The following is a 24,869-nucleotide window of genomic DNA, read 5'->3' as shown; positions in this document are numbered from 1 at the left end:
AGTATTTTTTTTTTAATGATTTATCGATTAAATGGCTTTTCGTTGATCCAACGAAATCCTCTGTTAATTAATAAAAATTCTTCTCGTTCCTTCTTTTTAGTAACTATTTGGAGATGGTCGCATTTGTAAGTTCCTTCAAAAATATAGATGCTATCTTTTATTTTGTAGGAGAAATTTCTTACATCTGTACTGTCACTATATGAAATTAGATTTAACTTTTGTGATGTTGAATCTGTTTTTTCTTTAAGCCGTATGAACGTTTCATCCATAGTTTGAATATTACTATATCGTTTATCTACAATTAAACGTTTCCAGCGAATAGTGTCTGTTGTTAGTGGAGGTAAAGTATCGTTATTTTTAATAAATTCTTTTACTTCATATATACCAAATAAAGCAGATTTTGGCGCCTTTTTTCCCCATTGTTTTTCGCCTTCAAGAGAGCCTTCAATATTTGTGTAAAACAGATACCCGATCACTAAGGTCTTTATTACTATAGCGGCTATTTTTAGTTTCTTTTTGGTGAAGTATTGTGGGATTTTCTTGGGTTTAACTTCTTTGTTTAAAACAAAGAAATTTAAGATGTTTTTAATATCTGGCGCTAATATGAATACCCCCATTATTGTTAATAAGGCACTGTATAATTTTACAGGAATGTCATAACTCATATTCATCATAAATACGTTGAACATTACTCCGACAACCATTAATGCTCCTAAAAGCGTTGTTTTTCTAAATATTAGTAATATTCCTGCTATAATTTCTGCATAACCAGAAAATCGAGTGTATGTATCACTATATTCCATAAAATTCCACATCAAGCCCATTGGAGATTGGTTACCAAAAGGTTTAATAAGATCAATATTTCTTAACTCTGAAAATTGAAGTGTAAATGCTTTAGAGAACCCATAAGAAAACATAGTTGCGATTAGGTAATATCTTACCAGAGTTCTTGTGTAAAGCAATAATTTGTCATAGTTAGATCTTTTAAAATCGATAACGCTCCAAATAATAGTTGTAATAAATGTAATCAATAGGATAACAAACTGAAACACATAATCAGTAGTAGTGTCTCCACTACCTGTAGGGACCATCGGCAACTCATAAGGTATATTTAGAATGTATTTTCCAACCCAAATACATAATTGATCGAGTCCCTCATAATAGAAAGAAAAAGTATTTCCTAATCCAGGAATTAAACCAATGTAGTAGAAAGGAAAAGGAAAAATGTTTAGAAAGAGATAAACGAAAAAGAATCTAAATAAAATTTTCGTTGCTAGTCTCCAATTAGTTTGAGTACTGATATCTTGTGTGACAGACATTTGATTGATGGTTTGTTGTAATACTTTTATAAGACTACAAGTGCACACAAATGTTACAAATAATAGTCATATCAAAAAAACAGCATCCGCAAGTAGCGGATGCTGTAAGAGCACAATTATAAAATCGGAAAAAATTAAAATTGTTCAATTTCAGTACTACGTTACCTGGCTTTAGTAAAAAATTCACTAGCAATAACAGTCTTTTGTGTTGCTAGGGAATAAGTAGTACTTACGACTCCTTAATGTTTCTCAGCGCGGAATCGATCTTTTTGTAATGCAAATTTTATTTGATTCAGGATTCAGGAAACAAGACGGTGTTATGTTGTGTTTGTTTGTCTTGTTTCCTTTATCAATTGCTCCTGAACTTACTTATAAGTATTTATATGCTTTTGTTGTTAAAAATTCTTCAAACTCTTCAGAAGTAACTAGGCCGTGGAAAATTTGAATTGCATTCTGATAATTTTTACTCTCGAAAAGAGCTTTTCCTGCTTGTTTCTCGATAGTTTTTAATTCATCTTCAAAAAGCATATGAAACATATTACTATTTAGTCTTAAACCATTTTCTAGTTTTACTTCATTTTTAAGGCATTGCCAAATCTGAGTTCTACTGATTTCTGCTGTAGCTGCATCTTCCATAAGATCATATAAAGCAACTGCTCCATTTCCTCCTAACCAAGTTGCTATGTAATGGATTCCAACATTTATGTTTTTTCTGATTCCTTCTTCGGTAACAGTTCCTTTAGGAACTTCAAGAAGGTCTTCTTCAGTTACCACAACATCTTCTCTTTTTACGTGCAATTGATTAGATTCTTGCATGTGCATATCAAAAACACGCATCGCAAGTGGTACTAAACCTGGGTGCGCTACCCAAGTACCATCGTGGCCATTTTTTACCTCACGTTCTTTATCCGCCTTTACTTTTGCAAAGGCAATTTTATTACGTTCTTCATCTCCTTTAATCGGAATCTGAGCGGCCATTCCACCAATAGCAAGGATATTTCTTTTATGACATCGTTGTATAACACGCTTACTATAGGCATCCATAAAAGGACTTGTCATTGTTACCTGATCACGATCTGGAACTACAAAACCTTTATGGTTTCTTAGTTTTTTGATATAACTAAATATATAATCCCATCTTCCGCAGTTCAATCCAACAATATGCTCTTTTAATGCATAGATGATTTCATCTAATTGAAAACTAGCGGTTATGGTTTCTACCAGTACGGTAACCTTTATTGTTGCATGTTCCATTCCTAAATATTCTTCAGAGAAATCGATCACATCATTCCACCAAATAGCTTCCGTGAAATGTTCTAGTTTTGGTATATAGTAATAAGGAGCGGTTCCATTTTCCTTTAATTGTTCGTTATTGTGGAATACATACAATGCAAAATCAAATAGAGAAGCACTAATCTCTTTATTTTCTATTAATAAATGCTTTTCATTAAGATGTAGTCCTCTAGGACGTACAATTAATGTCGCCACTTCTTCATTAAGTTGGTATGTTTTGTCTTTCTTAGGATTGTAGAACGAAATAGTTTTATTGACGGCATCCATAAGATTTTTCTGCCCTTGCAAACAGTTTTCCCATAAAGGAGCGTTACTGTCTTCAAAATCCGCCATAAAAGTTTTCGCACCAGAATTTAATGCGTTGATGACCATTTTTCTGTCGACAGGACCGGTAATCTCCACTCTGCGATCCTGAAGATCCGCAGGAATTGGAGCAGCTGACCATTCGCTATTGCGAATCTCTTTTGTGTTCTCCGGAAACGCAGGATAGGTCTCCAGATCAAACAACTGTTGCTGTTGTTCTCTGTTTCTTAAAAGTGTTAATCGTCTTGCGTCAAAACGATTGTGTAAAGCCTCTAGAAAAGCTAAAGCTCCATCCGTAAGAATCTCTGGATGATAATTTTTCACCTCTTTAGTAAAGCTAATTTTCTGACTTAGGTTTGTTTGAGTTTCCATAACTATATCGTTTGAGTGAACAATATTAAAAAAAAGTTTTTTATAAAACAAGCGAACGTTCGCTAAATGTGAATATTTTATTTTTTTAGGAATTACGCAAAATTGATTACTTTTGACTTTATGGCGATAGCAGAAGAATATATTAGATTAATTTTTGGACTGAAAATCAAGCAGATACGAACAGATAAGGACTTGTCTCTTTTTGGTTTATCCAAGTTAAGTGGGTTGTCTAAGTCTTATTTAAACGAGATAGAGAAAGGAAAAAAATATCCGAAAACAGATAAAATTATTAAGCTTGCGGATACTCTAGAGGTTCCTTATGATAGTTTAGTGTCCTTAAAATTAGACAAAAACCTTGCTCCAATAGGTGAGATTTTACAATCAGGAATCCTTGATGAAATTCCACTTGAGCTGTTTGGGATACAGCAAAGTGATCTTATAGATATTATTGCTAATGCACCTTCTAAGGTGAATGCGTTTATAAGTACTATTATAGAGATTGCTCAACATTATAATATGAGCAGGGAGGGATTTTATCTAGCTTCATTGCGGTCTTATCAAGAAGCACATAATAACTTCTTTAAAGATCTTGAGGATACTGCTGTACGTTTTGCGAACTCGTATCAATTGGATTTAACTGGTAAAATAACTTCTGGGGAATTAGAGGAGATTTTAAGAGAAGAATATGGATACATTATTAATACAGAAGGTATACCGAACCATGAGGAGTTGGATAATTTAAGATCTGTGTTTGTTCCATCTACAAAAACACTGTTGTTATCAGATAGAGTAGATGAACCTCAGAAAACCTTTATTTATGCTAAAGAGTTAGGGTATCAGTATATGGAAACTAAACAGAGACCTTATACTTTTACTTGGATACGCTATGATAATTTTGAAGAAGTATTACATAATTTTTATGCATCTTATTTTGCAGGAGCTTTAATTATCCCAAGAAATCACTTAAAGGAGCATCTTAAAGATCTTTTTGCAGCGAAACGATTTTCTGAGAAAGCTTTTCATAAAATCATGAAGTTATATAATGCTTCTCCTGAGTCTTTTTATCAGCGACTTACTAATGTTTTGCCCAAAGATTTTGGAATGCAGAATGTGTTTTTTTTAAGATTTACACATAAAAAAGGAGTAGAGAGATTTAACTTAGTAAAGGAGTTGCATATTACCCACCAGCAACAACCGCATGCTAATGAAATAAATGAGCACTATTGCCGACGATGGATGGCTATAAAAACATTACAGCGCACTGCTACGGATGATTTATCATATTCTTTTGATATACAAATATCAGATTACACAGATACGGATCAACAATATTTAGTGTTTACATCGGCAACTAAAGATCCATTTAGAAAAGATTATTATCGTAGTATTGGTATTGGGTTTTTGATTTCATCAGCTTTAGAGAAAAAGATTAGCTTTGTTAATGATTCTAAAATACCAAAAGTAAAAGTAGGAGTCACTTGCGAATCTTGTTCTATTATGGATTGCGATGTTAGAAAAGCACCACCAAAACGATTATTGGCAAAAGAAAAATTTAAACGAACTTCAGAGTTGGTGGCAAATATTGTGAAAGAACATTCTTAAGGGTTTTTGGGTATTTGAATGATCTTAATTTCTGATATAAGATTCCCTTGTTGATCTACACCTTCTATAAATATTTTTGCTTCTTGCGCTAAAGTGTTTATGAATGAAAATTCATATTCATTATTTGTATTTCTTTTTATAGTAGGTGTCCACCCTAAGACACCATATTGATTAAAAAACAGGCTGTCATAGGATTGGTATTTTGGAGTGTAAAAACTTCGTTTAACTTGATAGCCATCAGTCACTATGAAAGAATTTAATGGTTTTTTCTTTTCTAAAGAAGGTGACCAAGACACAACTATGGCAGATTTATAAAGATAGATATTGTTTACATCCTCTAAATTCATTGCGCTTGCCATTGAGGGATGTGCAGGGGCTCCGTTTACATAAAAAGCAAAAGATGTAGTTTCGCCAAAAGCTCGTTTTTGAAATGCGACATCATAAATACCAGGTAAAGAGTTCTTAACACCAAAACTGGATGAAGTTCTAGCGATTCTGATTCTTCTTAGATTTAAATAGTTTAAAACACTTTTTGATTTTTTCATGTCCTCTGGGATATAGGCTTCATATGGAGTTGCCCAGTATGATCCTGACCTTTTAGAGGCTTTAGCCGTAATAACTACCTTTTCAAGTTGTTCTCCTGATTTAAAGAATTGTTGGTGATAATCTGGGTTAAAATTATTACTTGTTTCACTGCTGTAATTTTTAATAGCTTTGGAAGCTAGTTTAAATGCTCTTTCATTATGGTTAGAGGGTTTAAACGATACCAGATTTGCTTTTACATTTGCATCCGTAGTTTGATTTTTTTTGTCATTAATAACAAATTGTATTTTGGTAGAGTCTCTTAGTGTTAAATTGTTGAGAACAAAATATCTTAGCGGCTTATCTTTTTCTGGTGATAGAATATCCGTAAATTGATTTTCCTGAGAAGTAATCAGCAGGTTTGTGTTAGGGGTCATTATTTTATTAATACTTCCCTTTAATGTTATTCCTTGTTCATGATCAAATTGAGCCGGTGTATCTTTTCTGAAAATGGTTTTCCAATCGTATTTACTCCATCCTTGGGTTAATAATAATATATCAAGATTGTATTTTTTTCTTTTCGTCACGTTTTGAAAATAATAGGTAGGATTTTCTACGTGACTATTTATAAACGGCTGAAGATATATGGAGTTAATAATCGATTGATTGTTGGTGTTAGAGATTGTTTCTACAGGCAGTACAGAAATGCTTAGAGATGCGTTATCTACAATAAGATCTTTAGATTTCAGTCTAAAAGAAGTTACGATACTATCCTCCTTAACAGTGCTTTTAATTCTTTCAGAAGTTATTCGTTTATTTGGTGTGTCATTAAAAACAAGTCTCTCTGATATTGGATTGTATTTTTCGTCAAAAAGAGAAATTGTATTGACACCATAAGGAAGATCTTTTAAAGGTATTGCCAGTTTTATAACATTGGTTCCTTTGGTAAAAGAAGCGGATAATCCTTTTGTTTTTTGATACTGATGAATAAGTATGTGAAATTTTTTATTCTTTATAGTTGGGAGCGTTACTTGATTAGTGCTTAGTTCTACAACTAATACTGGTTTGGTAGGATGAAAAGAAGATTTAATTAAAACACCTCTACTTTGTTGTTTGGGTATTTCTGTTTTTATTTCAGTATTTCCTATAGTAGAAGTAATAAAATACGTTTCATTTGGTGATGGGTTAAACGAAAATTTACCCATTCCGAATTGATTAAGTTTAAACTCTGAGATAGGTTCTTTAGAATTCTGCGAAAATAATTTCGAAGTTACTTCTTGTACACCTACACCTTGTTGGTCAATTACTTTTATTCCACAGGTATTAATAATTCCTGCTAGTAGATTTCCTCCTTCTGGAAGTATTTGGACGTCATAAGATTTCTGTAATTCATTGGTTTTTTCTGTAATTGTTGGCTGTGATAAGTTCTGAATTGTAATTTGTTGATAATAACGTTCGTCTTCTCTGAAATTATCTTGATGCGCAGTCGATGCCATTAATATATAATTTCCTGAATCGAGGTTTTTAGGTATGCTAAACGCTCCATCCGCAAAGCCATCTTTGGCAAGATATAGTTTATGACTGATTTTATCACCAAGCTCATTATAAAGGGTTACGTATAAGTTTTTGGTAACAGTAAAAGGTTTATGATCTAGATTATCTACGATATATGCTTTGAACCAAATAGCCTCATCGGTTATATAAAGAGTTTTATTGGTGTGTAGGTGAATAATCTCACGTTGTAGATCAAAGTATTCCTTTTTTTGAACCAATACTTGTTCGATGGAGTCTAATTTTACCTGTGCAACACTAATGATAGTATAAAAACAAAAGAAGAATACTAGAATGTTTTTTGATCTGTGCACGATGATTTTTTTTTAATATACTAAAAAACAAAAACCATTTTTTAAATATTAACAGTGATTTATCATAATTGGTCTTCTGCTCAGGACAAAAAAAAGAGCAATGTTGTTAATGATTCTAAGATGTTAAAGGTAAAAGGTAGTGTTGTTTGTGAGGTTGGAAAAATAAACTACTTAAGAAATTAGTAGTTGAATCTGGTAAGGAGGTATTTGTAGTGTGTGGTTATTTTTAAGTGTTAATTAAACACTTTGTTTAGCTTGCCTAGATATTGTGATGTAGTTTCTTTTAAATACATTCCCATTGCTATGGCAGTTTTATCTAACAGGTTAATTTTGAAAAATGAAAAGTCAAATTGATTCAGTTGCCCATTGGTTAAAGAGATTCGTTTTTGCGTTAAGATTTCACATTCAGAACTGGAGATGTTATTAATTCCTCCTGCGTTAATATAAGTTCGGAGTCGATCTTCTGTATTAGCTAAAGCTTCTTCTAAAATCGATAAACTCGTTGCTGCATCTGCAAGAATCTTTCGCTGTATGTTAATATGATTAATTGCTGCTTCTTTTTCAGATTTTACTTGTTTATCTGTTTTTTCTACAGAATAATAATCTTTGTCAATATCACTATTAAACTGTTTAATAGTTTGCAGGTGTATGTGTGCCAAATCCTTCATAGGTGCTATAATTGAAGTAAATTTGGATTGTAATATTTCATAATACTTGCGTTCTTTTACTAAAGTTCCTTGATTGTATTTGTCTTTTGTGATTAAGAAAAAATCGAGTATTCCTTTTTCTACTTCGTGGTCTACAGCTCTGGTATGACTTAGTAACTGAGAAAATGGTTCTGCCTGGACATTAAATTGTTTAATCAATAATAATATCTCATCCAGAGATTCTTTTTGATTCTCAGGAAAAAGATGATCGTCTACATCTAGAGATTTCCGTTTACGATTAGTAAGCTCGTTTTTTGCTCCATCATCTTCAAACAAATCATCATATAAACTAGGCATACTACTATTAAAGGTTAAAGTTGGTTTAGTGTTTTGATTATTAATTCAAAGATACTGTTTTTTGAAAGGGATTCCATATTACAGAATATGATGGTGATATTAAAATAAACCCCGTTTCAAAATCTTGAAACGGGGTTTTATATTTTTAGAAACTAGTAATAATAACAAGCTTTCTAAGTAATTATATCATAGTTGGTATTTTTACAAACCAGCTATATAATTTCGCTGTAGTCGTGCAACCCACAAACAAGCTAAATAAATAACCTGCGGTGACTTACTGCTACATCATTCCTGGCATACCTCCGCCCATTGGTGGCATTCCACCTCCAGCAGGAGCGTCTTCTTTAATGTCAGTTAATGCACATTCCGTAGTAAGGATCATCCCTGATACAGAAGCTGCATTTTCTAACGCGATACGAGTCACTTTCTTAGGATCAATAATACCTGCTTTTAGCATATCTACATACGCCTCAGATTTTGCATCATATCCAAAATCACCTGTACCTTCTAGTACCTTAGAAATTACTACAGATCCTTCTCCACCTGCATTCTCTACGATAGTTCTAAGTGGAGCTTCGATAGCACGATTTACAATCTGTATACCAGTAGCCTCGTCTGCATTTTCAGTTTTTATATCAGTTAAAACAGCTTTGGCTCTAACTAGAGCTACACCACCACCAGCAACAATACCTTCTTCTACTGCAGCACGAGTAGCGTGAAGTGCATCATCTACACGGTCTTTCTTTTCTTTCATCTCTACTTCAGAAGCAGCACCAACATATAATACAGCAACACCACCAGCTAATTTAGCCAGACGTTCCTGTAATTTTTCTCTATCATAATCAGAGGTTGTAGTCTCAATCTGTGATTTGATTTGATTTACCCTGTTTTTGATTAAATCTTCTCCACCAGCACCGTTAACTACGGTAGTATTATCTTTATCGATAGCAACTTTTTCTGCAGTACCTAAATGCTCGATAGTAGTATTTTCTAGAGTAAATCCACGCTCTTCAGAAATAACAGTACCTCCTGTTAGGATCGCAATATCTTCTAGCATTGCTTTACGTCTATCTCCAAAACCAGGAGCTTTAACAGCAGCAATTTTTAATGCACCACGAAGTTTGTTTACAACTAGTGTTGCTAATGCTTCTCCATCTACATCTTCAGCAATAATTAAAAGAGGCTTTCCTGTCTGAGCAACTGGTTCAAGAACAGGTAATAAATCTTTCATTGCAGAAATCTTTTTGTCAAACAAAAGAATATATGGGTTTTCAAGATCCGCTGTCATTTTTTCGCTATTGGTAACGAAATATGGAGAAAGGTATCCTCTGTCAAACTGCATTCCTTCTACTACATCTACATGAGTGTCAGTACCTTTTGCTTCTTCTACAGTGATTACTCCTTCTTTTCCTACTTTTCCGAAAGCTTTAGCAATAAGATCGCCAATAGTTTCATCGTTATTAGCAGAAATAGATGCTACTTGCTTTATTTTATCAGAAGAGCTTCCTACTTCCTTAGTTTGTTTTTCAAGATCTGTTGTGATTGCTTTAACTGCTTTATCAATACCACGTTTCAAATCCATTGGGTTAGCACCTGCGGCTACATTTTTAAGGCCTTCTTTTACGATAGCCTGCGCTAATACGGTAGCGGTAGTAGTACCATCACCTGCAAGGTCATTGGTCTTAGAAGCTACTTCTTTTACCATTTGCGCTCCCATGTTTTCCAGAGCATCTTCTAATTCTACTTCTTTAGCTACGGTAACCCCATCTTTAGTTACTTGTGGCGCTCCAAAAGATTTGCTAATAATTACATTACGACCTTTTGGTCCTAAAGTTACTTTTACTGCATTTGCTAATGCATCCACACCGCGTTTGATTCCGTCACGTGCTTCTATGTCAAATTTTATGTCTTTAGCCATAATATTTTTTAATTTTTTAAAACTTCAACACTTTTGATAATTACAATCAGCATTGTTGTACGTTTTGATTTGTGTTTTGATTCAGTTTTTAAACAATTGCAAGGATGGTGTCCTCACGCATAATTAGATAGTCTTTACCATCTAATCTAAGTTCGTCCGGTCCGTATTTTGCGTAAAGAACAGTATCGCCAACTTTAACTGTCATTTCGTGGTCTTTTTTTCCGCCACCAACAGCAACAACCTTACCTTTTTGTTGTTTTTCTTGTGCTGAATCAGGGATGTACAATCCTGATGCCGTTTGCGTTTCCGCTGGAAGTGGTTCAACAACCACACGATCCGAAAGAGGTTTAATATTTACTCCCATTATGATTAGTTTTATGTTTTAAATTAAAATGAATTATTTGATGCTATGCATTTCAGAAATTATGCCAGTGGCTGGATACTGACAAATTGAAACAAAAAATGCCGACTGTATGACAAGTCGGCATTTTATTTTAGTTTTATCAAGAGTTAATCTTGTGGAGTGTCATCTGTCGTCGGAGCAGGTACTACCGGTGTGTCAATTACTTCCACATCATTGGTATCCACTGTAGGATCTTGATTTGTTGTTGCGTCCATAAGATCAACATTAGATAAAAGAATAAGTGCTAGTAGTAAAGTAGCTAGTGCCCATGTACTTTTATCTAAGAAATCTGTAGTTTTTTTCACACCGCCTAATTGCTGTGTTCCACCGCCACCAAAAGAAGATGAAAGACCTCCTCCTTTAGGATTCTGAACCATAATTACTACAACTAGTAAAAATGATACGATTACGATTAGTATTAAAAAGATTGAAAACGTTGTCATTATATATTGTTATTTATTTTCTTGTAATTTTTTTATTGCTCGAATTTGGTCTGCAAAGAAACCACTTTTTTCGGGATTTTTCAAAATTAATATTTTATAAGCTTGAATTGCCTTTTTATACTTTTTTTGAGCTAGGTATACTCTGGCCAAAGTCTCCGTCATTAACTCATCTGGAGTAACCGTATGTTCGTTGGCTAGATTGCGCGAAGGAGCATTTTTCTCGGCAGGCTTAATCTTTGGGTTATTGGCTATAAATTCATCAATCAAATTAAATTTATGTTTTTGATTTGATTGATTCTTTGCCTGATCTTCGTTATTACTTTCTTCAGTTTTATCCTGAACACTAATGATTTCATCGGTATCTCTATTAATGGGGTGTATGGATGAAAGTTTTAACCATTCAGTAAAAGAATGAGACTCTTTTTTGTTAAAATCAAGAGGTTTGTCAATCCCTAGCTCTTTTTCAATACTTTTTTCAGATTGCTCAATTATAGCTTCTGCAATGATAATATTGCTGGGTGTGTTTTCTTCTTTAGATGAAAATAAAGAAGGGTCAAGTACTTCTTCAGCTTCTTCTATTTTCATGGATACTGCATCATCCATCGAAATTCTCGAAAGCACTTTTATTTCCTGAGCATCGATTACATCAATATCTATCTTTTTTTTCTTTTCGATATCGTGTTGCTCGCTATTTTTGTCAAAAAGTTTAGAGGTTATAAAATCAAACAAAACAGCTCTATCCGTTGTGTATGCTGCTGTAGTTTTCAGCTCTTGATTATATCTGAAGTTTTCATCTTCTTTCAAACCTTTTAAAACTAAAGATCTTACGGATTGAAAATAAGGAAACTCCTGAATGATTTTTTCCAGATTCTCTGTTTGTTCCTTATTAATTAAAGAAGGATTTTGAAATAAATATGTGAGCTCTTTTGTGTTCAAAATAATTGGTTAAATTACCATTTAGCCAGAGTGGCGTTAAGAATATCTTGAGTAATACGTTCATAAATTACCGCTACTGCTTGATCTCTTATTGAGATTTCTGATTGCGCTGCAGGGAAATCAAAAAAGAAAGAAAAACGTTGTTCTAAATCCTCCTTAGGATTCTTAGTGTCATAAAAACGAACATTTACCGCAATAGTCATTCGGTTTTGTGCAGCAGTATTCGCAGATGTTGCGTTAGTAGGTACTACTAGGTACTGAACAATTTCTCCTTCATATACAATATCTCCATTAGATGTAACAAGATCCAGATTGGTTTGATTTAGAATTAAGTCTTGCAGTTGATTGGTGAAATCTTGATCAATTCCAGGAATAATAATCGAAGCTTGATTCTGAAAAAAGCCTACCTGAAATGTTGTAGCAGTAGTGTTGATACCACTAAAAGAATATGCGCCACATCCTTGAAGCACTAATAAACCAATGATTGCTATTATAGCGTATTTTACTTTAACTATCAATTTCTCTGTTTTTTAATTCTTACTGAATAATTACAATAAATATCCAATAATTCAAATTAATATAATATTTTTCTTAATGCTCAAATCTATTTAGAGATCGTATTGTTTAATTTTCCTATATAAAGTTCGTTCACTAATTCCTAATTCTTCTGCTGCAGCTTTTCTTTTACCGCGATGACGTTCCAAAGATTTTTTTATTAATTCTAGTTCTTTATCGTGTAATGATAATGTTTCTTCTTCTTCAATTTCTTCAGCAAAATGATACTTGTCATCCTCTTTTTTAGATATTTCAGGAGAAGCTATTTGTAACACTTCAGTTGCTGGAGCAGAAGGCTCTTCAAAAGGAATTTCTTCTTCCTCTTTGTCATCACTGTAGATCTTTCTGATTAACCCCTCGTTTTCTTTCTGCACTTGCTGCGAGTTTCCGCTCTGCATCAATTCCATTGTCAACTTTTTGAGATCATTAAGATCATTTTTCATATCAAAAAGCACTTTGTATAAAATCTCTCTCTCATTGCTAAAATCACTATCTTTTTTATCAGAAGAAATTACAGCTGGTAAATTACTACCTATATTAGGTAAATATCCTCTTAAGGTATTAGCTGATATGGTTCTGTTTTGTTCAAGGACTGATATTTGTTCAGCAATGTTGCGTAATTGCCTGATATTACCACTCCAACGATATTTTTCTAATAAATGAGTGGCATCTTCTTCTAATCTAATAGTTGGCATTTTATATTTTATAGCAAAGTCGGAAGCAAACTTTCTGAATAACAAGTGTATGTCTTGTTTGCGATCCCGTAATGGCGGTAGTAGAATTTCTACAGTGCTTAGACGGTAGTAGAGATCTTCTCTAAATTTTTCTTTTTTGATAGCTTCAAACAGGTTAACGTTGGTTGCAGCTACAATGCGCACATCTGTTTTTTGCACTTTTGAAGATCCTACTTTAATAAATTCTCCATTTTCCAAAACTCTTAGAAGTCTAACCTGTGTTGTTAAAGGCAATTCTCCTACTTCATCAAGAAATATCGTTCCGCCATCAGCTACTTCAAAATATCCACTTCTTGTGGAGGTAGCACCAGTAAACGCTCCTTTTTCGTGACCAAATAATTCACTATCTATAGTTCCTTCTGGTATAGCTCCGCAATTCACCGCAATGTATTTACCGTGTTTACGATGTGATAACGAATGAATAATTTTAGGAATACTTTCCTTTCCGACACCACTTTCTCCGGTAACCAGAACTGAGATATCTGTAGGAGCTACCTGAATAGCTTTTTCTATAGAACGGTTTAGTTTAGGATCATTTCCTATAATTCCGAATCTTTGTTTTGTGGCTTGAACTGATTCCATTTAATAGAGCTGTATTAATCTGTTTTCTATGTTGAATTAATTATTGTCAGAATATCCAACGGCTTCTCCTAGTAGAGTGGCACTTGTGCATTCATCGATCCGTACCCTGACAAAATCTCCTATTTTATAGTTTCTTTTTGGAAAAATGGCAACTATGTTTTTTGTCGTTCTTCCGCTCCAATGCTGATCAGATTTCTTAGATTCTTTTTCAATTAAAACTTCAAAAGTTTGCCCAATATAGGATTCATGTCTGTACGCACAATGTTTACGTTGTAATGCAATTACTTCGGCAAGCCTTCTTTTTTTAACTTCTTCCGGAACATCATCTTCTAGTTTTCTTTCAGCCAGCGTTCCAGGTCTTTCAGAATAAGCATACATATAGCCATGCTCGTATTTTATGCGTTCTAATAAAGACAATGTATCCTGATGGTCTTCTTCTGTTTCAGTTGGGAATCCAATAATCATATCCTGAGTAATGGAGCAATCCGGAATGATACGTTTGATGTTGTCCACCAATTCAATGTATTCCTGACGGGTATGTAAGCGATTCATTTCTTTAAGAATACGATCACTACCACTTTGTATAGGTAAGTGAATGTGTTTGCAAATGTTTTTATGTCTGGCCATTACCTCAATCACATCTAGTGTCATATCCTGAGGGTTTGATGTGGAGAAACGTATACGTAGCTTAGGATATTTATCTGCTACTAAGTCCAAAAGCTTTGAAAAATCAGTGGCAGTAGCTTTTTGTAAATCACTGGCCTTGTCAAAATCTTTTTTTAGACCGCCACCATACCATAGATAGCTATCTACATTTTGACCGAGTAGTGTAATTTCTTTGAAATTATTTTTTACCAGATCGTCTATTTCTTGTATAATACTTTGCGGGTCACGACTTCGTTCTCTTCCTCTAGTAAAGGGTACTACACAAAAAGTACACATATTATCACAACCTCTTGTGATAGAAACAAAAGCAGAGACTCCATTACTCTGTAGACGAACTGGAGAGATATCTCCATAGGTTTCTTCTTTGGATAAAACTACATTTACAGCATTACGTCCTGCATCAACCTCTTCTATCAAATTAGGAAGATCTTTATAGGCATCTGGTCCTACCACAAGATCTACGATTTTCTCTTCTTCTAGAAATTTACTTTTTAAGCGTTCTGCCATGCAACCAAGAACACCGACTTTCATTTTAGGATTGATTCTTTTTACGGCATTATATTTTTCAAGACGTTTTCTTACGGTTAATTCTGCTTTTTCACGAATAGAACATGTATTTACTAAAACGAGATCCGCATCTTCAAGTTTTTGAGTAGTATTAAATCCTTCTTTAGCTAAAATTGAAGCTACAATTTCACTGTCGCTAAAATTCATTTGACATCCGTAACTTTCGATAAAAAGCTTTCGAGTGTTTCCTTCTTTTTTATCTAGAGACAGTGATTGTCCCTGAATGTTTTCGTCAATAATCTTCTCCATGTATAATAATATCCTAGCCTATTCAACTCAAATAGTGTGCAAAGATACTCTTTAAAAACATATATGACAAAGTGGCAGAGTTATATTTGTTTAAATATTTATATTTGAGAAAACTAATCAACTAAATCAATCCTGTGTATGAATGCTAATCAACTCTTCGAAAAAATAGAAAATAGTAATCCTATAGATTTTGGAAATATTTTTAATAAAAGTATTGAGCTTTTCAAGAAAATCTGGTTGCAGGGGTTTATTCATTTGCTGATTTCTATGGTGATTATTATTCCGTTAATTTTTGTGATGTATATACCAATATTTGCGATTGCTGGAATGGCGGGTTTAGAAAGTAATTACGGAGATTATGGATATCATCAAGAAGAGTTGTCTATAGGTATGACTATTTTGTTTGTGGTATTGGTGATTATAATCTCAATGATAGCTTCCGCATTTCAAATGGGTATTATGGCTCATTTTTATAGAGTTTGTAAGCAGGTGGACATGCAACTTCCAGAAACGACAAGTTATTTTATGTTTTTTAAAGGGAAATATTTGGGAAAAATCTTTACACTGGCCATAGCAACCTTTGGTATTGCCTTATTAGCTACTTTGCTGTGTTATCTTCCGATTTTTTATGTGATGGTGCCGTTGCAGTTACTAGGTGTTATTTTTGCTTTTAATCCAGATGTAAGTACTTCGGATTTGATTAAAGCAAGTTTTAAATTAGGAAATAAGATTTGGTTAATAGCTTTTGGTTTAATTTTTATTTCTTCCATATTAGCGCAACTTGTCGGTATGATATTATGTTTTGTAGGAGTGTTTTTTACAGCTTCTTTTGTTTACTTACCTGTATATTATATGTATAAAGACACTATTGGTTTCGGAAATAATGACAAATCGGAAAGCTGGAATGTGATTGTCGAATAAAATTAAAATGAAACCTGCTGATTTGCAGGTTTTTTTAGTATAATTTTTGAGAAAAAATTTTGATCTCAAAAAATTGATATACTTTTGTTCCCAGAAATAAGCCATCAAGGCCAGGTTACTACCAACTGAAAATGTTTATTGGCGATTCCATCTGTCAACTAATAAACATTAATTATCAACAGATGAAAAAAAAGGATTATGGCTAAGAATTTAGTGATTGTGGAGTCACCAGCTAAGGCAAAAACAATAGAAAAGTTTCTAGGAAAAGACTATAAAGTAGCTTCTAGTTTTGGACATATTGCAGATTTGCCAGCAAAGGAACTTGGGGTAGATGTTGAAGAAGGTTTTAAACCTAAATATATCGTTTCTAAGGACAAGAAAGATGTAGTGAAAAAGCTGAAAGATCTTTCTAAGAAAGCTGAGATGGTATGGCTAGCTAGTGATGAGGATCGAGAGGGAGAAGCTATTGCTTGGCATTTAGCGGAGGAGTTAAAACTAGATAAAGATAAAACGCGAAGAATTGTTTTTCATGAGATTACTAAAAAAGCAATTCTTAAAGCAATTGAGAATCCAAGAAGTATCGATTATAATTTGGTAAATGCGCAACAAGCCAGACGAGTTTTAGATAGATTAGTGGGTTATGAGTTATCTCCTGTTTTATGGAGAAAAGTAAAAGGAGGGTTGTCTGCAGGTAGAGTGCAATCTGTATCCGTTCGTTTGATAGTAGAAAGGGAGCGTGAAATACTTGGTTTCTCACCAGTAGCTTCTTATAGGATTGATGCAGAATTTGCAAATGAAAATGGTAAGTCTTTTAAGGCTAAATTGCCTAAGAACTTTAAAACGAAAGAAGAGGCTGAAGCGTTTTTAAAGAAGAATCTGGGAGCTGGCTTTCAGGTAGCAGATCTTACTACTAAACCGGCAAAAAAATCACCTGCTCCGCCATTTACAACATCTACATTACAGCAAGAGGCATCAAGAAAATTGTATTTCTCTGTTAGTAAAACAATGACGATGGCGCAGCGCTTGTATGAGGCAGGATTGATTACATATATGAGAACAGATAGTGTAAACCTATCTACAGAAGCTCAAAACAGTGCAAAATCGGAAATTATTTCTGCATATGGAGAGGAGTATAGTAATCCAAAACAATATAAAGGTAAAGCTAAAGGAGCTCAAGAAGCTCACGAAGCGATAAGACCAACGGATTTTTCAAGGCATACGGTTCCTGCTGATTACGATCAACAACGTTTGTATGAATTAATCTGGAAAAGAGCAATTGCTTCGCAAATGAGTGATGCTAAACTAGAAAGAACCAATGTTAAAATAGGGGCTAATTCACATAAAGAACAATTTGTCGCTAACGGAGAGGTAATAAAATTTGAAGGTTTTCTAAAAGTGTATCTGGAGGGGAATGATGATGAAGATGAAGAGCAAAGCGGAATCTTACCTGCAATGAAGGTTAGTGAGAATTTGTTTAATAATTTTATTTCTGCTACAGAGAGGTTTACGAGACCGCCAAGTCGATATTCTGAAGCAGCTTTGGTTAAAAAGTTAGAGGAATTAGGTATTGGTCGTCCGTCTACTTATGCACCGACAATTTCTACGATTCAGAATAGAAATTATGTAGAGAAAGGCTCTAAAGAAGGAGAAGAAAGAGGGTATGTTCAGATAACACTTTCTGGAGATGCTATTAAGGAGAAAAGTCTAAAAGAAAAAGTAGGAAGTGATAAAGGGAAATTAATTCCAACCGATGTCGGGATGGTGGTTAATGACTTTTTGGTAACTCATTTCTCTTCTATCTTAGATTATAATTTCACTGCTAAAGTAGAGCAGGATTTTGATGAAATTGCAGAAGGTCAAGAAGATTGGACAAATGTGATGAAAGAATTCTATGATGAATTTCATCCAAGAGTGGAGGATGTTTCTCAGAATGCAGAACGAGAAGTTGGAGAGAGAATTCTTGGAAAAGATCCAGATTCAGGGAAACCGGTAAGTGTTCGTTTGGGTAAATTTGGTCCAATGGTGCAAATTGGTACTGCAGAAGATGAAGATAAACCAAGGTTTGCTAGTTTGGCGCCAGGGCAAACATTAGGAAGTATAACTTTTGAGCAAGCAATGGATTTATTTCAATTGCCAAAAGAACTTGGTGATTATAAAGGAGAGATAATTACTGTAAATAATGGACGTTTCGGCCCATACGTAAAGTTTGGAGCTAAATTTGTTTCTCTTGAGAAAGGAGAAGATCCTTTAAATACGTCGTTAGAAAGAGCAATTGAGCTTATTGATGCTAAAGAAAAAGCAGATGCTCCTATATATACATACGAAAATTTACCAGTGCAAAAAGGAACAGGTAGGTTTGGTCCATTTATCAAATGGAATAATATGTTTATCAATGTTAATAAAAAATATGACTTTGATAATCTTTCGGATGAAGATATTGTTCAGCTTATTGAAGAAAAGAAGCAGAAAGAGATTGATAAAGTAATCCATAATTGGGAAGAAGAAGGTATTAGAGTAGAGAAAGCGAGATGGGGTAGAAGTAATATTATAAAAGGTAAAGTTAAAATAGAATTACCTAAAACTGTTGACGCTACTAAGCTTACTCTAGAAAAGGTAAAAGATCTTATAGAGAAGAATGCTCCTAAGAAGAAGACTGCTGCAAAGAAAAAAACGACAAAAAAGACTACTAAAAAGAAATAAGTAAATATTATGTCTTTAGAATTTCTTTCACCAGTCAGCGAAATAGTGGCTGCGCATGCAGCATTGGTTCCGGATCAATCACTGGGAAAACAAATTAAAATTCATACATCCGACTATGGTGTTCCAGATCTAAGCAAAGTAGATGTGGCAATTATAGGGGTCAGAGAGAATAGAAATGATGTTAATTTTCTAGGAGAAGGGCTTCATTTTGATGCTATACGTAAATCTCTATATGATTTGTTTCCTGGTAATTGGGATACGTCTATTGTTGATCTTGGAGATATTATTCCAGGAGAAGAAGTAAGCGATACGTATTTTTTAATGCAAGATATACTCGCTACACTACTTCAAAAAAATGTTATACCCTTGATTATTGGAGGAAGTCAGGATCTTGTGTATGGTCAATATCGTGCTTTTGATATTTTGGAGAGAATGGTTAATCTTGTCAATGTCGATAGTAAATTTGATTTAGGAAATACTTCACAACCCATAACAAATACCTCCTTTGTGGGTAAGATTATTGTAGAACAACCTTATAATCTTTTTAATTATAGTAATATAGGATATCAAACTTATTTTAATTCGCAAGAGGAAATAGATTTGATCGAGAAATTATATTTTGATGCATATCGATTAGGAGAAGTAACATCAGACGTTACAATTGTGGAGCCAATAATGAGAGATGCAGATATTGTAGCGATTGATCTTGGTGCTATGAGTTCTACTTGTCTGAATTATCAGTATGCTTCCCCAAATGGTTTTAATGGAAGAGAGATTTGTGCGATAGCCAGGTATGCTGGCATTAGTGATAAGGTAAAGAGTTTTGGTGTTTATGAATTTAAAAATTTTAAACACGAAGAAACAACCGCTCTTTTAATAGCACAAATACTTTGGTATTTTATTGAAGGAGTTAATTATAGGTCTAATGAATTGGATATCAAAAATCAAACAGGAACACTTCATTATAATGTGCCTATAGAAGATGAGGTTCTTTCATTTTATAAAAGTTATAAAACAGAAAGATGGTGGATAGAAATACCTTTTATTTCATCTGGAAATAATAAATTGAAAAGACACACGTTATTACCTTGCACATACAACGATTATGAGCGTGCTTGTAATCAAGAAATACCTGAAAGATGGTATAAGGCAAAACGAAAAAACGAAGTTTAACATTTTTATTAGGGAGATTTAAGGTTTTTTTTGGAAAAAAATTGTTTTTCTGGAAATAAATAAATAGGTTTACGACCTTAAATCTCAAAGATCTTAACCTAAAACACGTTATGAAGAAATTTGTATCACTCTTTGCTATTGTAGCAATGCTCTATAGTTGTGGTGGCGGAAACCGCGGAGAACTAGTTGGAGTAAAGGGTAAAAAATGGCATCCGGAGAAACCCTACGGAATGGCCCTCATCCCCGGAGGATCATTTATTATGGGTAAATCTGATGATGACAAGGCTGCATTAGCTAATGCGCCGACAAAGACAGTTACCGTTCGATCTTTCTACATGGACGAAACTGAAGTTACTAACAGTGAATACAGACAATTTGTTCGTTGGGTTCGCGATTCTACCATTAGGATGAAATTGGCTATCATGGCTGATGACATGGGAAAAACTCCTGGAGATGATGGTATTGGAGAGTATGCGTTTCTAGATGCGAATACCGAAGATATGTCTGTATATGAGAAATATGTCTATGACAATTATAGTGGAACCGGTGAAACTGGCTATGAAGGTAGAAAGCTTAATAAAGACATAGATATCGAATGGGATACTGAAGATTATCCTGATGAGTTCTATACAGAGGTGATGGATTCTTTGTATGTGCCATTAGAAGAATCGTATAATGGTAGACGAACATTCGATGTACAAAATTTTAAATTCCGATTTACTTGGATGGATATCCAAGCTGCAGCTCGTGCAAAAAAAGGAAGAAGAAAAGATTTTGTTAAAGAAACAGTGATTGAAGTATATCCAGATACTACTGTTTGGATTAAAGATTTTAACTATTCGTATAATGAACCTATGCATAATGATTATTTCTGGCATAGTTCATATGATGATTATCCTGTAGTAGGAGTTTCTTGGGAACAAGCTAAAGCTTTTTGTACTTGGAGAACTATCGAAAAGAATTCTTATCAGAAAAAACGTAATAAAGAGTTTGTAAACTATTTTAGATTACCTACAGAAGCTGAGTGGGAATACGCAGCTAGAGGTGGATTAGAATCAGGAACGTACCCTTGGGGTGGACCTTATGCGTTGAACGATAGAGGTTGTTTCTTAGCTAATTTTAAGCCTTTACGAGGTAATTATGCTGCGGATAACTTCTTATATACAGTAGAAGCAAAAACATTTGAGCCTAATGATTATAATCTTTATAATATGGCTGGTAATGTTTCAGAATGGGTGCAGTCTTCTTATGACCCTGCAGCCTATGAATATGTATCATCAATGAACCCAAATGTTAATGATGATCAGAACAAACGAAAAGTTGTGCGTGGTGGATCTTGGAAAGATGTTGCTTACTTCCTACAGGTAAGTACAAGAGATTACGAATATGCGGATTCAGCTAGAAGTTATATTGGATTCAGAACGGTACAGGATTATATGGGTACTGACGTTACTGGAGAAGATAATACCCAAAATCAGAATTAGAATAAGTCCCAAAATTTATCTATCAACCTTAATTACTAACCTTTTTTTAATTTAATATTTAAAAAAAATTTAAAAAAACTAAACACATTTATTATGGCAAATTCAAAATCAAGCAAGAAATTAATGAACATGGTATACGGTCTCGGAGCGGCTGTAGTAATCCTTGGAGCATTATTTAAAATTATGCACTGGCCTTTTGGAAACGAGATGCTTATTATTGGTCTAATTACAGAGGCATTAGTATTTACTGTTTCTGCTTTCGAACCTGTAGATGATGAAATAGATTGGTCTCTTGTGTACCCTGAATTAGCAGGAGGAAACAAAAAGGACAAAAAGGAAAATCAAACTCCAGAAGGATTATTGTCTAAGAAATTAGATGATATGCTGAAAGAGGCTAGATTAGATACAAGTTTAATGAATAGTTTGGGAGATAGTATTCGTAACTTTGAGGGTGCTGCTAAGGGTATCGCTCCAAGTATAGATGCTATTCAGGGAACTAAAAAATATAGTGAGGAAATGGCTACAGCAGCTACTCATTTAGAATCTTTAAATAGTCTGTATAAAGTACAGTTAGAATCTTCTGCAAAACAAGCTGAAGCTAATGCTGCAATTGCTGATAATGCTAAAGCACTTGAAGAGCAAATGAAGAGCTTATCAAGTAACTTATCTTCTCTTAATGGAGTATATGGTGGTATGTTAAGTGCTATGAACAGAAATTAGTATTTAACTTAATTTAAAAAATAACTACCAAAATATAGAAATATGGCAGGAGGAAAATTATCACCAAGGCAGAAGATGATCAATCTGATGTACTTGGTATTTATAGCAATGATGGCATTAAATATGTCAAAAGAGGTACTATCGGCTTTCGGTTTGATGAATGAAAAACTTACTTCAGCAAATACAATTGCCACTGAGCGTAATTCAGCATTTATGGCTGGATTAGCAGAAAAGGCTTCAGAACAACCAGAAAAGTATACACCACTTAAGGAGAAGGCAGATCAAATTAGTTCTTTTTCTAATGATTTTAATGCATACGTAGAGCAGATTAAATCAGAATTACTTGAAACGGCTGATGATCCTACGGACTATGAAACAATGGACAAGCCGGATGCGTTGAATAGCAAATTCTTTGAAGGTGGTAAAAATACAGCGACTGCTTCTGAGTTCCTTGAAAAAATGAAAACGTATAGAGAAGGTGTTGTTGCTGCTATTCGTTCTGTAAAAGAAGTAGATGGTCAAGTGGCTGATGATGTTGAAAAAGCATTTTCTACAGACGATGTTGAAAATAGAGACAAAGTAAAAGTAGATTGGTTGAAGTATAATTTTGAAGGTTTTCCTTTAGTAGCCTCTTTGACTAAGTTAACGCAAATGCAAGCTGATGTTAAAACAACAGAAAGCAAAGTGTTATCAGCTTTATTAGCAGGTCAGCAAGCTTCAGAACTTTCGTTTAGTAATTATGAGGCAATTGTTGTTCCGGACAAAACGGCTTTCTTTAGCGGAGAGAAGTTTAAAGGAAAAATAGTTCTTGGACGTTTTGATGCAACATTAAAACCTACTTCGGTTACTGTAAATGGAAAAGAGCAGACTAAAGTAGAAAACGGACAAATTATGTTGGAGTTTCCTGCAGGAAATGTTGGTGAGAGAGAAGTAAAAGGAGAACTTCAGTTTAAAGAAGGTGATTCTACTGTTTCTATTCCGATCAAAAGTTCATATGCAGTAATTCCAAAACCAAATTCAGCAGTAATTTCTGCAGATAAAATGAATGTGGTATATAGAGGGGTTCAGAATCCAATGACAATCTCTATTCCTGGTGTTCCTTCTGTAAATGCTAGCGCTCCAGGTCTTAGGAAAATGGGTGGTGCAGGCAAATATATGATGAACGTAACAACAGTAAAGGCTAGAGAGGTTAACATTAAAGTTAGTGGTAAACTTCCAAATGGTGCTACAGTAAGTGATAGTAAGAAATTCAGAATTAAAGACATTCCTAGACCAGTAGGTACTGTAAGAGGTGAAGATGGTAGTATTAAAATGTCTAAAAGTGGTTTAGATAAGGCTTCTATTGGAGCAATACTTCCGGATTTTGATTTTGATATTAAATTAGATGTAACAAGCTTTAAATTTAAGGTAGAAGGTCAGCCAACTATTAATGTTAGAGGGCGTAGACTAGATTCAAGAGCAAAATCTGCACTAAGAAAAGCTAAGCGTGGATCTACGGTTCAGGTTATAGATATCAAAGCACAGTTAAAAACCAATGCAGGATATAAGTTAAAGAAAATATCTGCGGTTCTCGTTGAGTTAACGAACTAAAATAAACTAATGATTATGAATTTGAAAAATTTGTTATTAACCGTTTTTGGCCTTTTCGTGACGTTGTTTTCGTTTGGTCAGGCTAACATATTGAATGCTGGTAGTCCGGAAGATATCGGAAAGAAGACAATCGAACAGATTGAAGCCGATAATGATCGTCCATTAGAATATGGTTATGTTGACAAACGTGATGTATTATGGGCTAAGACTACTTGGGAGACTATTGATCTTGATGAGCGTATTAATTTCCCGTTATATTATCCAATAGATACTGTAAACATAGGAGCTGATAGACGTGCATTGTATGATGTTTTGCTTTCAAATGTTAAAAATGGTAAAATCCAAAAGATTTATGCAGATTCATATTTTACAGAAACACGAACTTTAGGTGATCTTGATGGTACTTTGTCTAAAATCGATACCTTAGATTTAGGATATGAGCAGTTTAATGCTGGTGAGCCTGTAGATCCTCAGTATATAGAGGTTACTACAATCGGTGCAGCTGATATTTCTGAATATCAAATTAGAGGATATTGGTATTTTGATAAACGTCAAGGTGAATTAAGATATAGATTACTTGGTATTGCTCCTGTAGCACCAGATGTAAACTTTCTGAATGATGATGAGCCTGATATGGTTCCGTTATTCTGGGTTTGGTATCCGGACGTAAGAGAGATTCTTCACAATGCGAAAGCATTTAACAGGAAGAATACTTCAATGCCATTTACATATGATCACGTGCTTAATGCTAGGCGATTTAATTCTGTCATATATAAAGAAGATAACATTCAGGGTGACCGTGAAGTTAATGATTATATAATTGACAATGCTTTAATGCAATTGCTCGAAAGTGAAAGAATTAAAGAAAGTATCAGAAACTTTGAAATGGATATGTGGAGTTACTAAACTTCTGATGTTTCTAATATAATATTTAAACGCCCAACAACT

At 34.0% G+C, this 24,869-nt stretch carries 19 protein-coding genes; 8 read left to right on the top strand and 11 right to left on the bottom strand.

The features are described from left to right. Window positions 1–20 precede the first annotated feature (20 nt). Window positions 21–1,319: a hypothetical protein gene (locus Q0975_RS06710; RefSeq protein WP_299434639.1), complete on the bottom strand. Its 1,299-nt coding sequence runs from the start codon at window positions 1,317–1,319 to the stop codon at window positions 21–23. A 369-nt stretch (window positions 1,320–1,688) separates the two neighbouring features. Continuing rightward, the gene (gene aceB / locus Q0975_RS06705) at window positions 1,689–3,287 is read right to left on the bottom strand and encodes a malate synthase A (RefSeq protein WP_299434637.1); all 1,599 of its coding nucleotides are present in this window, start codon (window positions 3,285–3,287) and stop codon (window positions 1,689–1,691) included. A gap of 126 nt (window positions 3,288–3,413) precedes the next feature. Here aceB and Q0975_RS06700 point away from each other — a divergent pair, with 126 nt between their 5' ends. Next, on the top strand, window positions 3,414–4,889 hold the full coding sequence (locus Q0975_RS06700; RefSeq protein WP_299435888.1) for a helix-turn-helix domain-containing protein: 1,476 nt from the start codon (window positions 3,414–3,416) through the stop codon (window positions 4,887–4,889). On the opposite strand, the gene Q0975_RS06695 is transcribed toward Q0975_RS06700, so the two are convergent. The 9 genes from Q0975_RS06695 to miaB all read right to left on the bottom strand — a co-directional run bounded on the left by Q0975_RS06695 (window position 4,886) and on the right by miaB (window position 15,333). Then, window positions 4,886–7,276, bottom strand: coding sequence for a hypothetical protein (locus tag Q0975_RS06695; protein ID WP_299434635.1), 2,391 nt, complete (start codon window positions 7,274–7,276; stop codon window positions 4,886–4,888). The genes Q0975_RS06700 and Q0975_RS06695 overlap by 4 nt on opposite strands. Window positions 7,277–7,509: 233 nt before the next feature. Further along, window positions 7,510–8,280, bottom strand: coding sequence for a hypothetical protein (locus Q0975_RS06690; RefSeq protein ID WP_299434633.1), 771 nt, complete (start codon window positions 8,278–8,280; stop codon window positions 7,510–7,512). 280 nt (window positions 8,281–8,560) lie between these two features. Continuing rightward, window positions 8,561–10,198: a chaperonin GroEL gene (gene groL / locus Q0975_RS06685; protein WP_299434632.1), complete on the bottom strand. Its 1,638-nt coding sequence runs from the start codon at window positions 10,196–10,198 to the stop codon at window positions 8,561–8,563. An 88-nt stretch (window positions 10,199–10,286) separates the two neighbouring features. Further along, on the bottom strand, window positions 10,287–10,562 hold the full coding sequence (locus Q0975_RS06680) for a co-chaperone GroES (RefSeq protein WP_299434631.1): 276 nt from the start codon (window positions 10,560–10,562) through the stop codon (window positions 10,287–10,289). Between the two features lie 146 nt (window positions 10,563–10,708). Then, on the bottom strand, window positions 10,709–11,044 hold the full coding sequence (gene secG, locus Q0975_RS06675) for a preprotein translocase subunit SecG (protein ID WP_299434630.1): 336 nt from the start codon (window positions 11,042–11,044) through the stop codon (window positions 10,709–10,711). Between the two features lie 9 nt (window positions 11,045–11,053). Continuing rightward, window positions 11,054–11,980, bottom strand: a complete 927-nt coding sequence (locus tag Q0975_RS06670) for a hypothetical protein (RefSeq protein WP_299434629.1) — start codon at window positions 11,978–11,980, stop codon at window positions 11,054–11,056. A gap of 14 nt (window positions 11,981–11,994) precedes the next feature. Further along, window positions 11,995–12,498 carry an LptE family protein gene (locus Q0975_RS06665; protein ID WP_299434628.1) on the bottom strand — a complete coding sequence of 168 codons (504 nt, stop codon included), beginning with the start codon at window positions 12,496–12,498 and terminating at the stop codon, window positions 11,995–11,997. 90 nt (window positions 12,499–12,588) lie between these two features. Then, complete coding sequence (locus Q0975_RS06660; RefSeq protein WP_299434627.1) at window positions 12,589–13,851, bottom strand: sigma-54 dependent transcriptional regulator; 1,263 nt, start codon at window positions 13,849–13,851, stop codon at window positions 12,589–12,591. Window positions 13,852–13,887: 36 nt separating this feature from the next. Beyond that, complete coding sequence (gene miaB, locus Q0975_RS06655) at window positions 13,888–15,333, bottom strand: tRNA (N6-isopentenyl adenosine(37)-C2)-methylthiotransferase MiaB (RefSeq protein ID WP_299434626.1); 1,446 nt, start codon at window positions 15,331–15,333, stop codon at window positions 13,888–13,890. 138 nt (window positions 15,334–15,471) lie between these two features. On the opposite strand from miaB, the gene Q0975_RS06650 reads away from it, so the two are divergent. From Q0975_RS06650 to gldN, 7 genes are all read left to right on the top strand, one after another. Continuing rightward, entirely contained in the window at window positions 15,472–16,254 is a 783-nt protein-coding gene (locus Q0975_RS06650; RefSeq protein WP_299434625.1) for a hypothetical protein, read from the top strand. A 198-nt stretch (window positions 16,255–16,452) separates the two neighbouring features. Next, the gene (topA, locus tag Q0975_RS06645) at window positions 16,453–18,954 is read left to right on the top strand and encodes a type I DNA topoisomerase (protein ID WP_299434624.1); all 2,502 of its coding nucleotides are present in this window, start codon (window positions 16,453–16,455) and stop codon (window positions 18,952–18,954) included. A gap of 9 nt (window positions 18,955–18,963) precedes the next feature. Continuing rightward, complete coding sequence (locus tag Q0975_RS06640; RefSeq protein ID WP_299434623.1) at window positions 18,964–20,127, top strand: formimidoylglutamase; 1,164 nt, start codon at window positions 18,964–18,966, stop codon at window positions 20,125–20,127. Window positions 20,128–20,237: 110 nt separating this feature from the next. Then, a complete protein-coding gene (gene gldK, locus Q0975_RS06635) occupies window positions 20,238–21,611 on the top strand; it encodes a gliding motility lipoprotein GldK (protein WP_299434622.1) in 1,374 nt (457 codons plus the stop codon). A 93-nt stretch (window positions 21,612–21,704) separates the two neighbouring features. Beyond that, window positions 21,705–22,331 (top strand): gliding motility protein GldL, encoded by a 627-nt coding sequence (gene gldL / locus Q0975_RS06630; RefSeq protein WP_299434621.1) that lies wholly within the window; start codon window positions 21,705–21,707, stop codon window positions 22,329–22,331. A 42-nt stretch (window positions 22,332–22,373) separates the two neighbouring features. Next, window positions 22,374–23,921, top strand: coding sequence for a gliding motility protein GldM (gene gldM, locus Q0975_RS06625; RefSeq protein ID WP_299434620.1), 1,548 nt, complete (start codon window positions 22,374–22,376; stop codon window positions 23,919–23,921). 15 nt (window positions 23,922–23,936) lie between these two features. Next, window positions 23,937–24,827, top strand: coding sequence for a gliding motility protein GldN (gene gldN / locus Q0975_RS06620; protein WP_299434618.1), 891 nt, complete (start codon window positions 23,937–23,939; stop codon window positions 24,825–24,827). The last annotated feature ends 42 nt before the right edge of the window (window positions 24,828–24,869 follow it).

Origin of the sequence: uncultured Aquimarina sp. (genome assembly GCF_947500065.1) — a bacterium.
Classification (GTDB): domain Bacteria; phylum Bacteroidota; class Bacteroidia; order Flavobacteriales; family Flavobacteriaceae; genus Aquimarina.
Note: the sequence above shows the minus strand (reverse complement) of the source record. Positions and strands in the feature narration are given on the sequence as shown.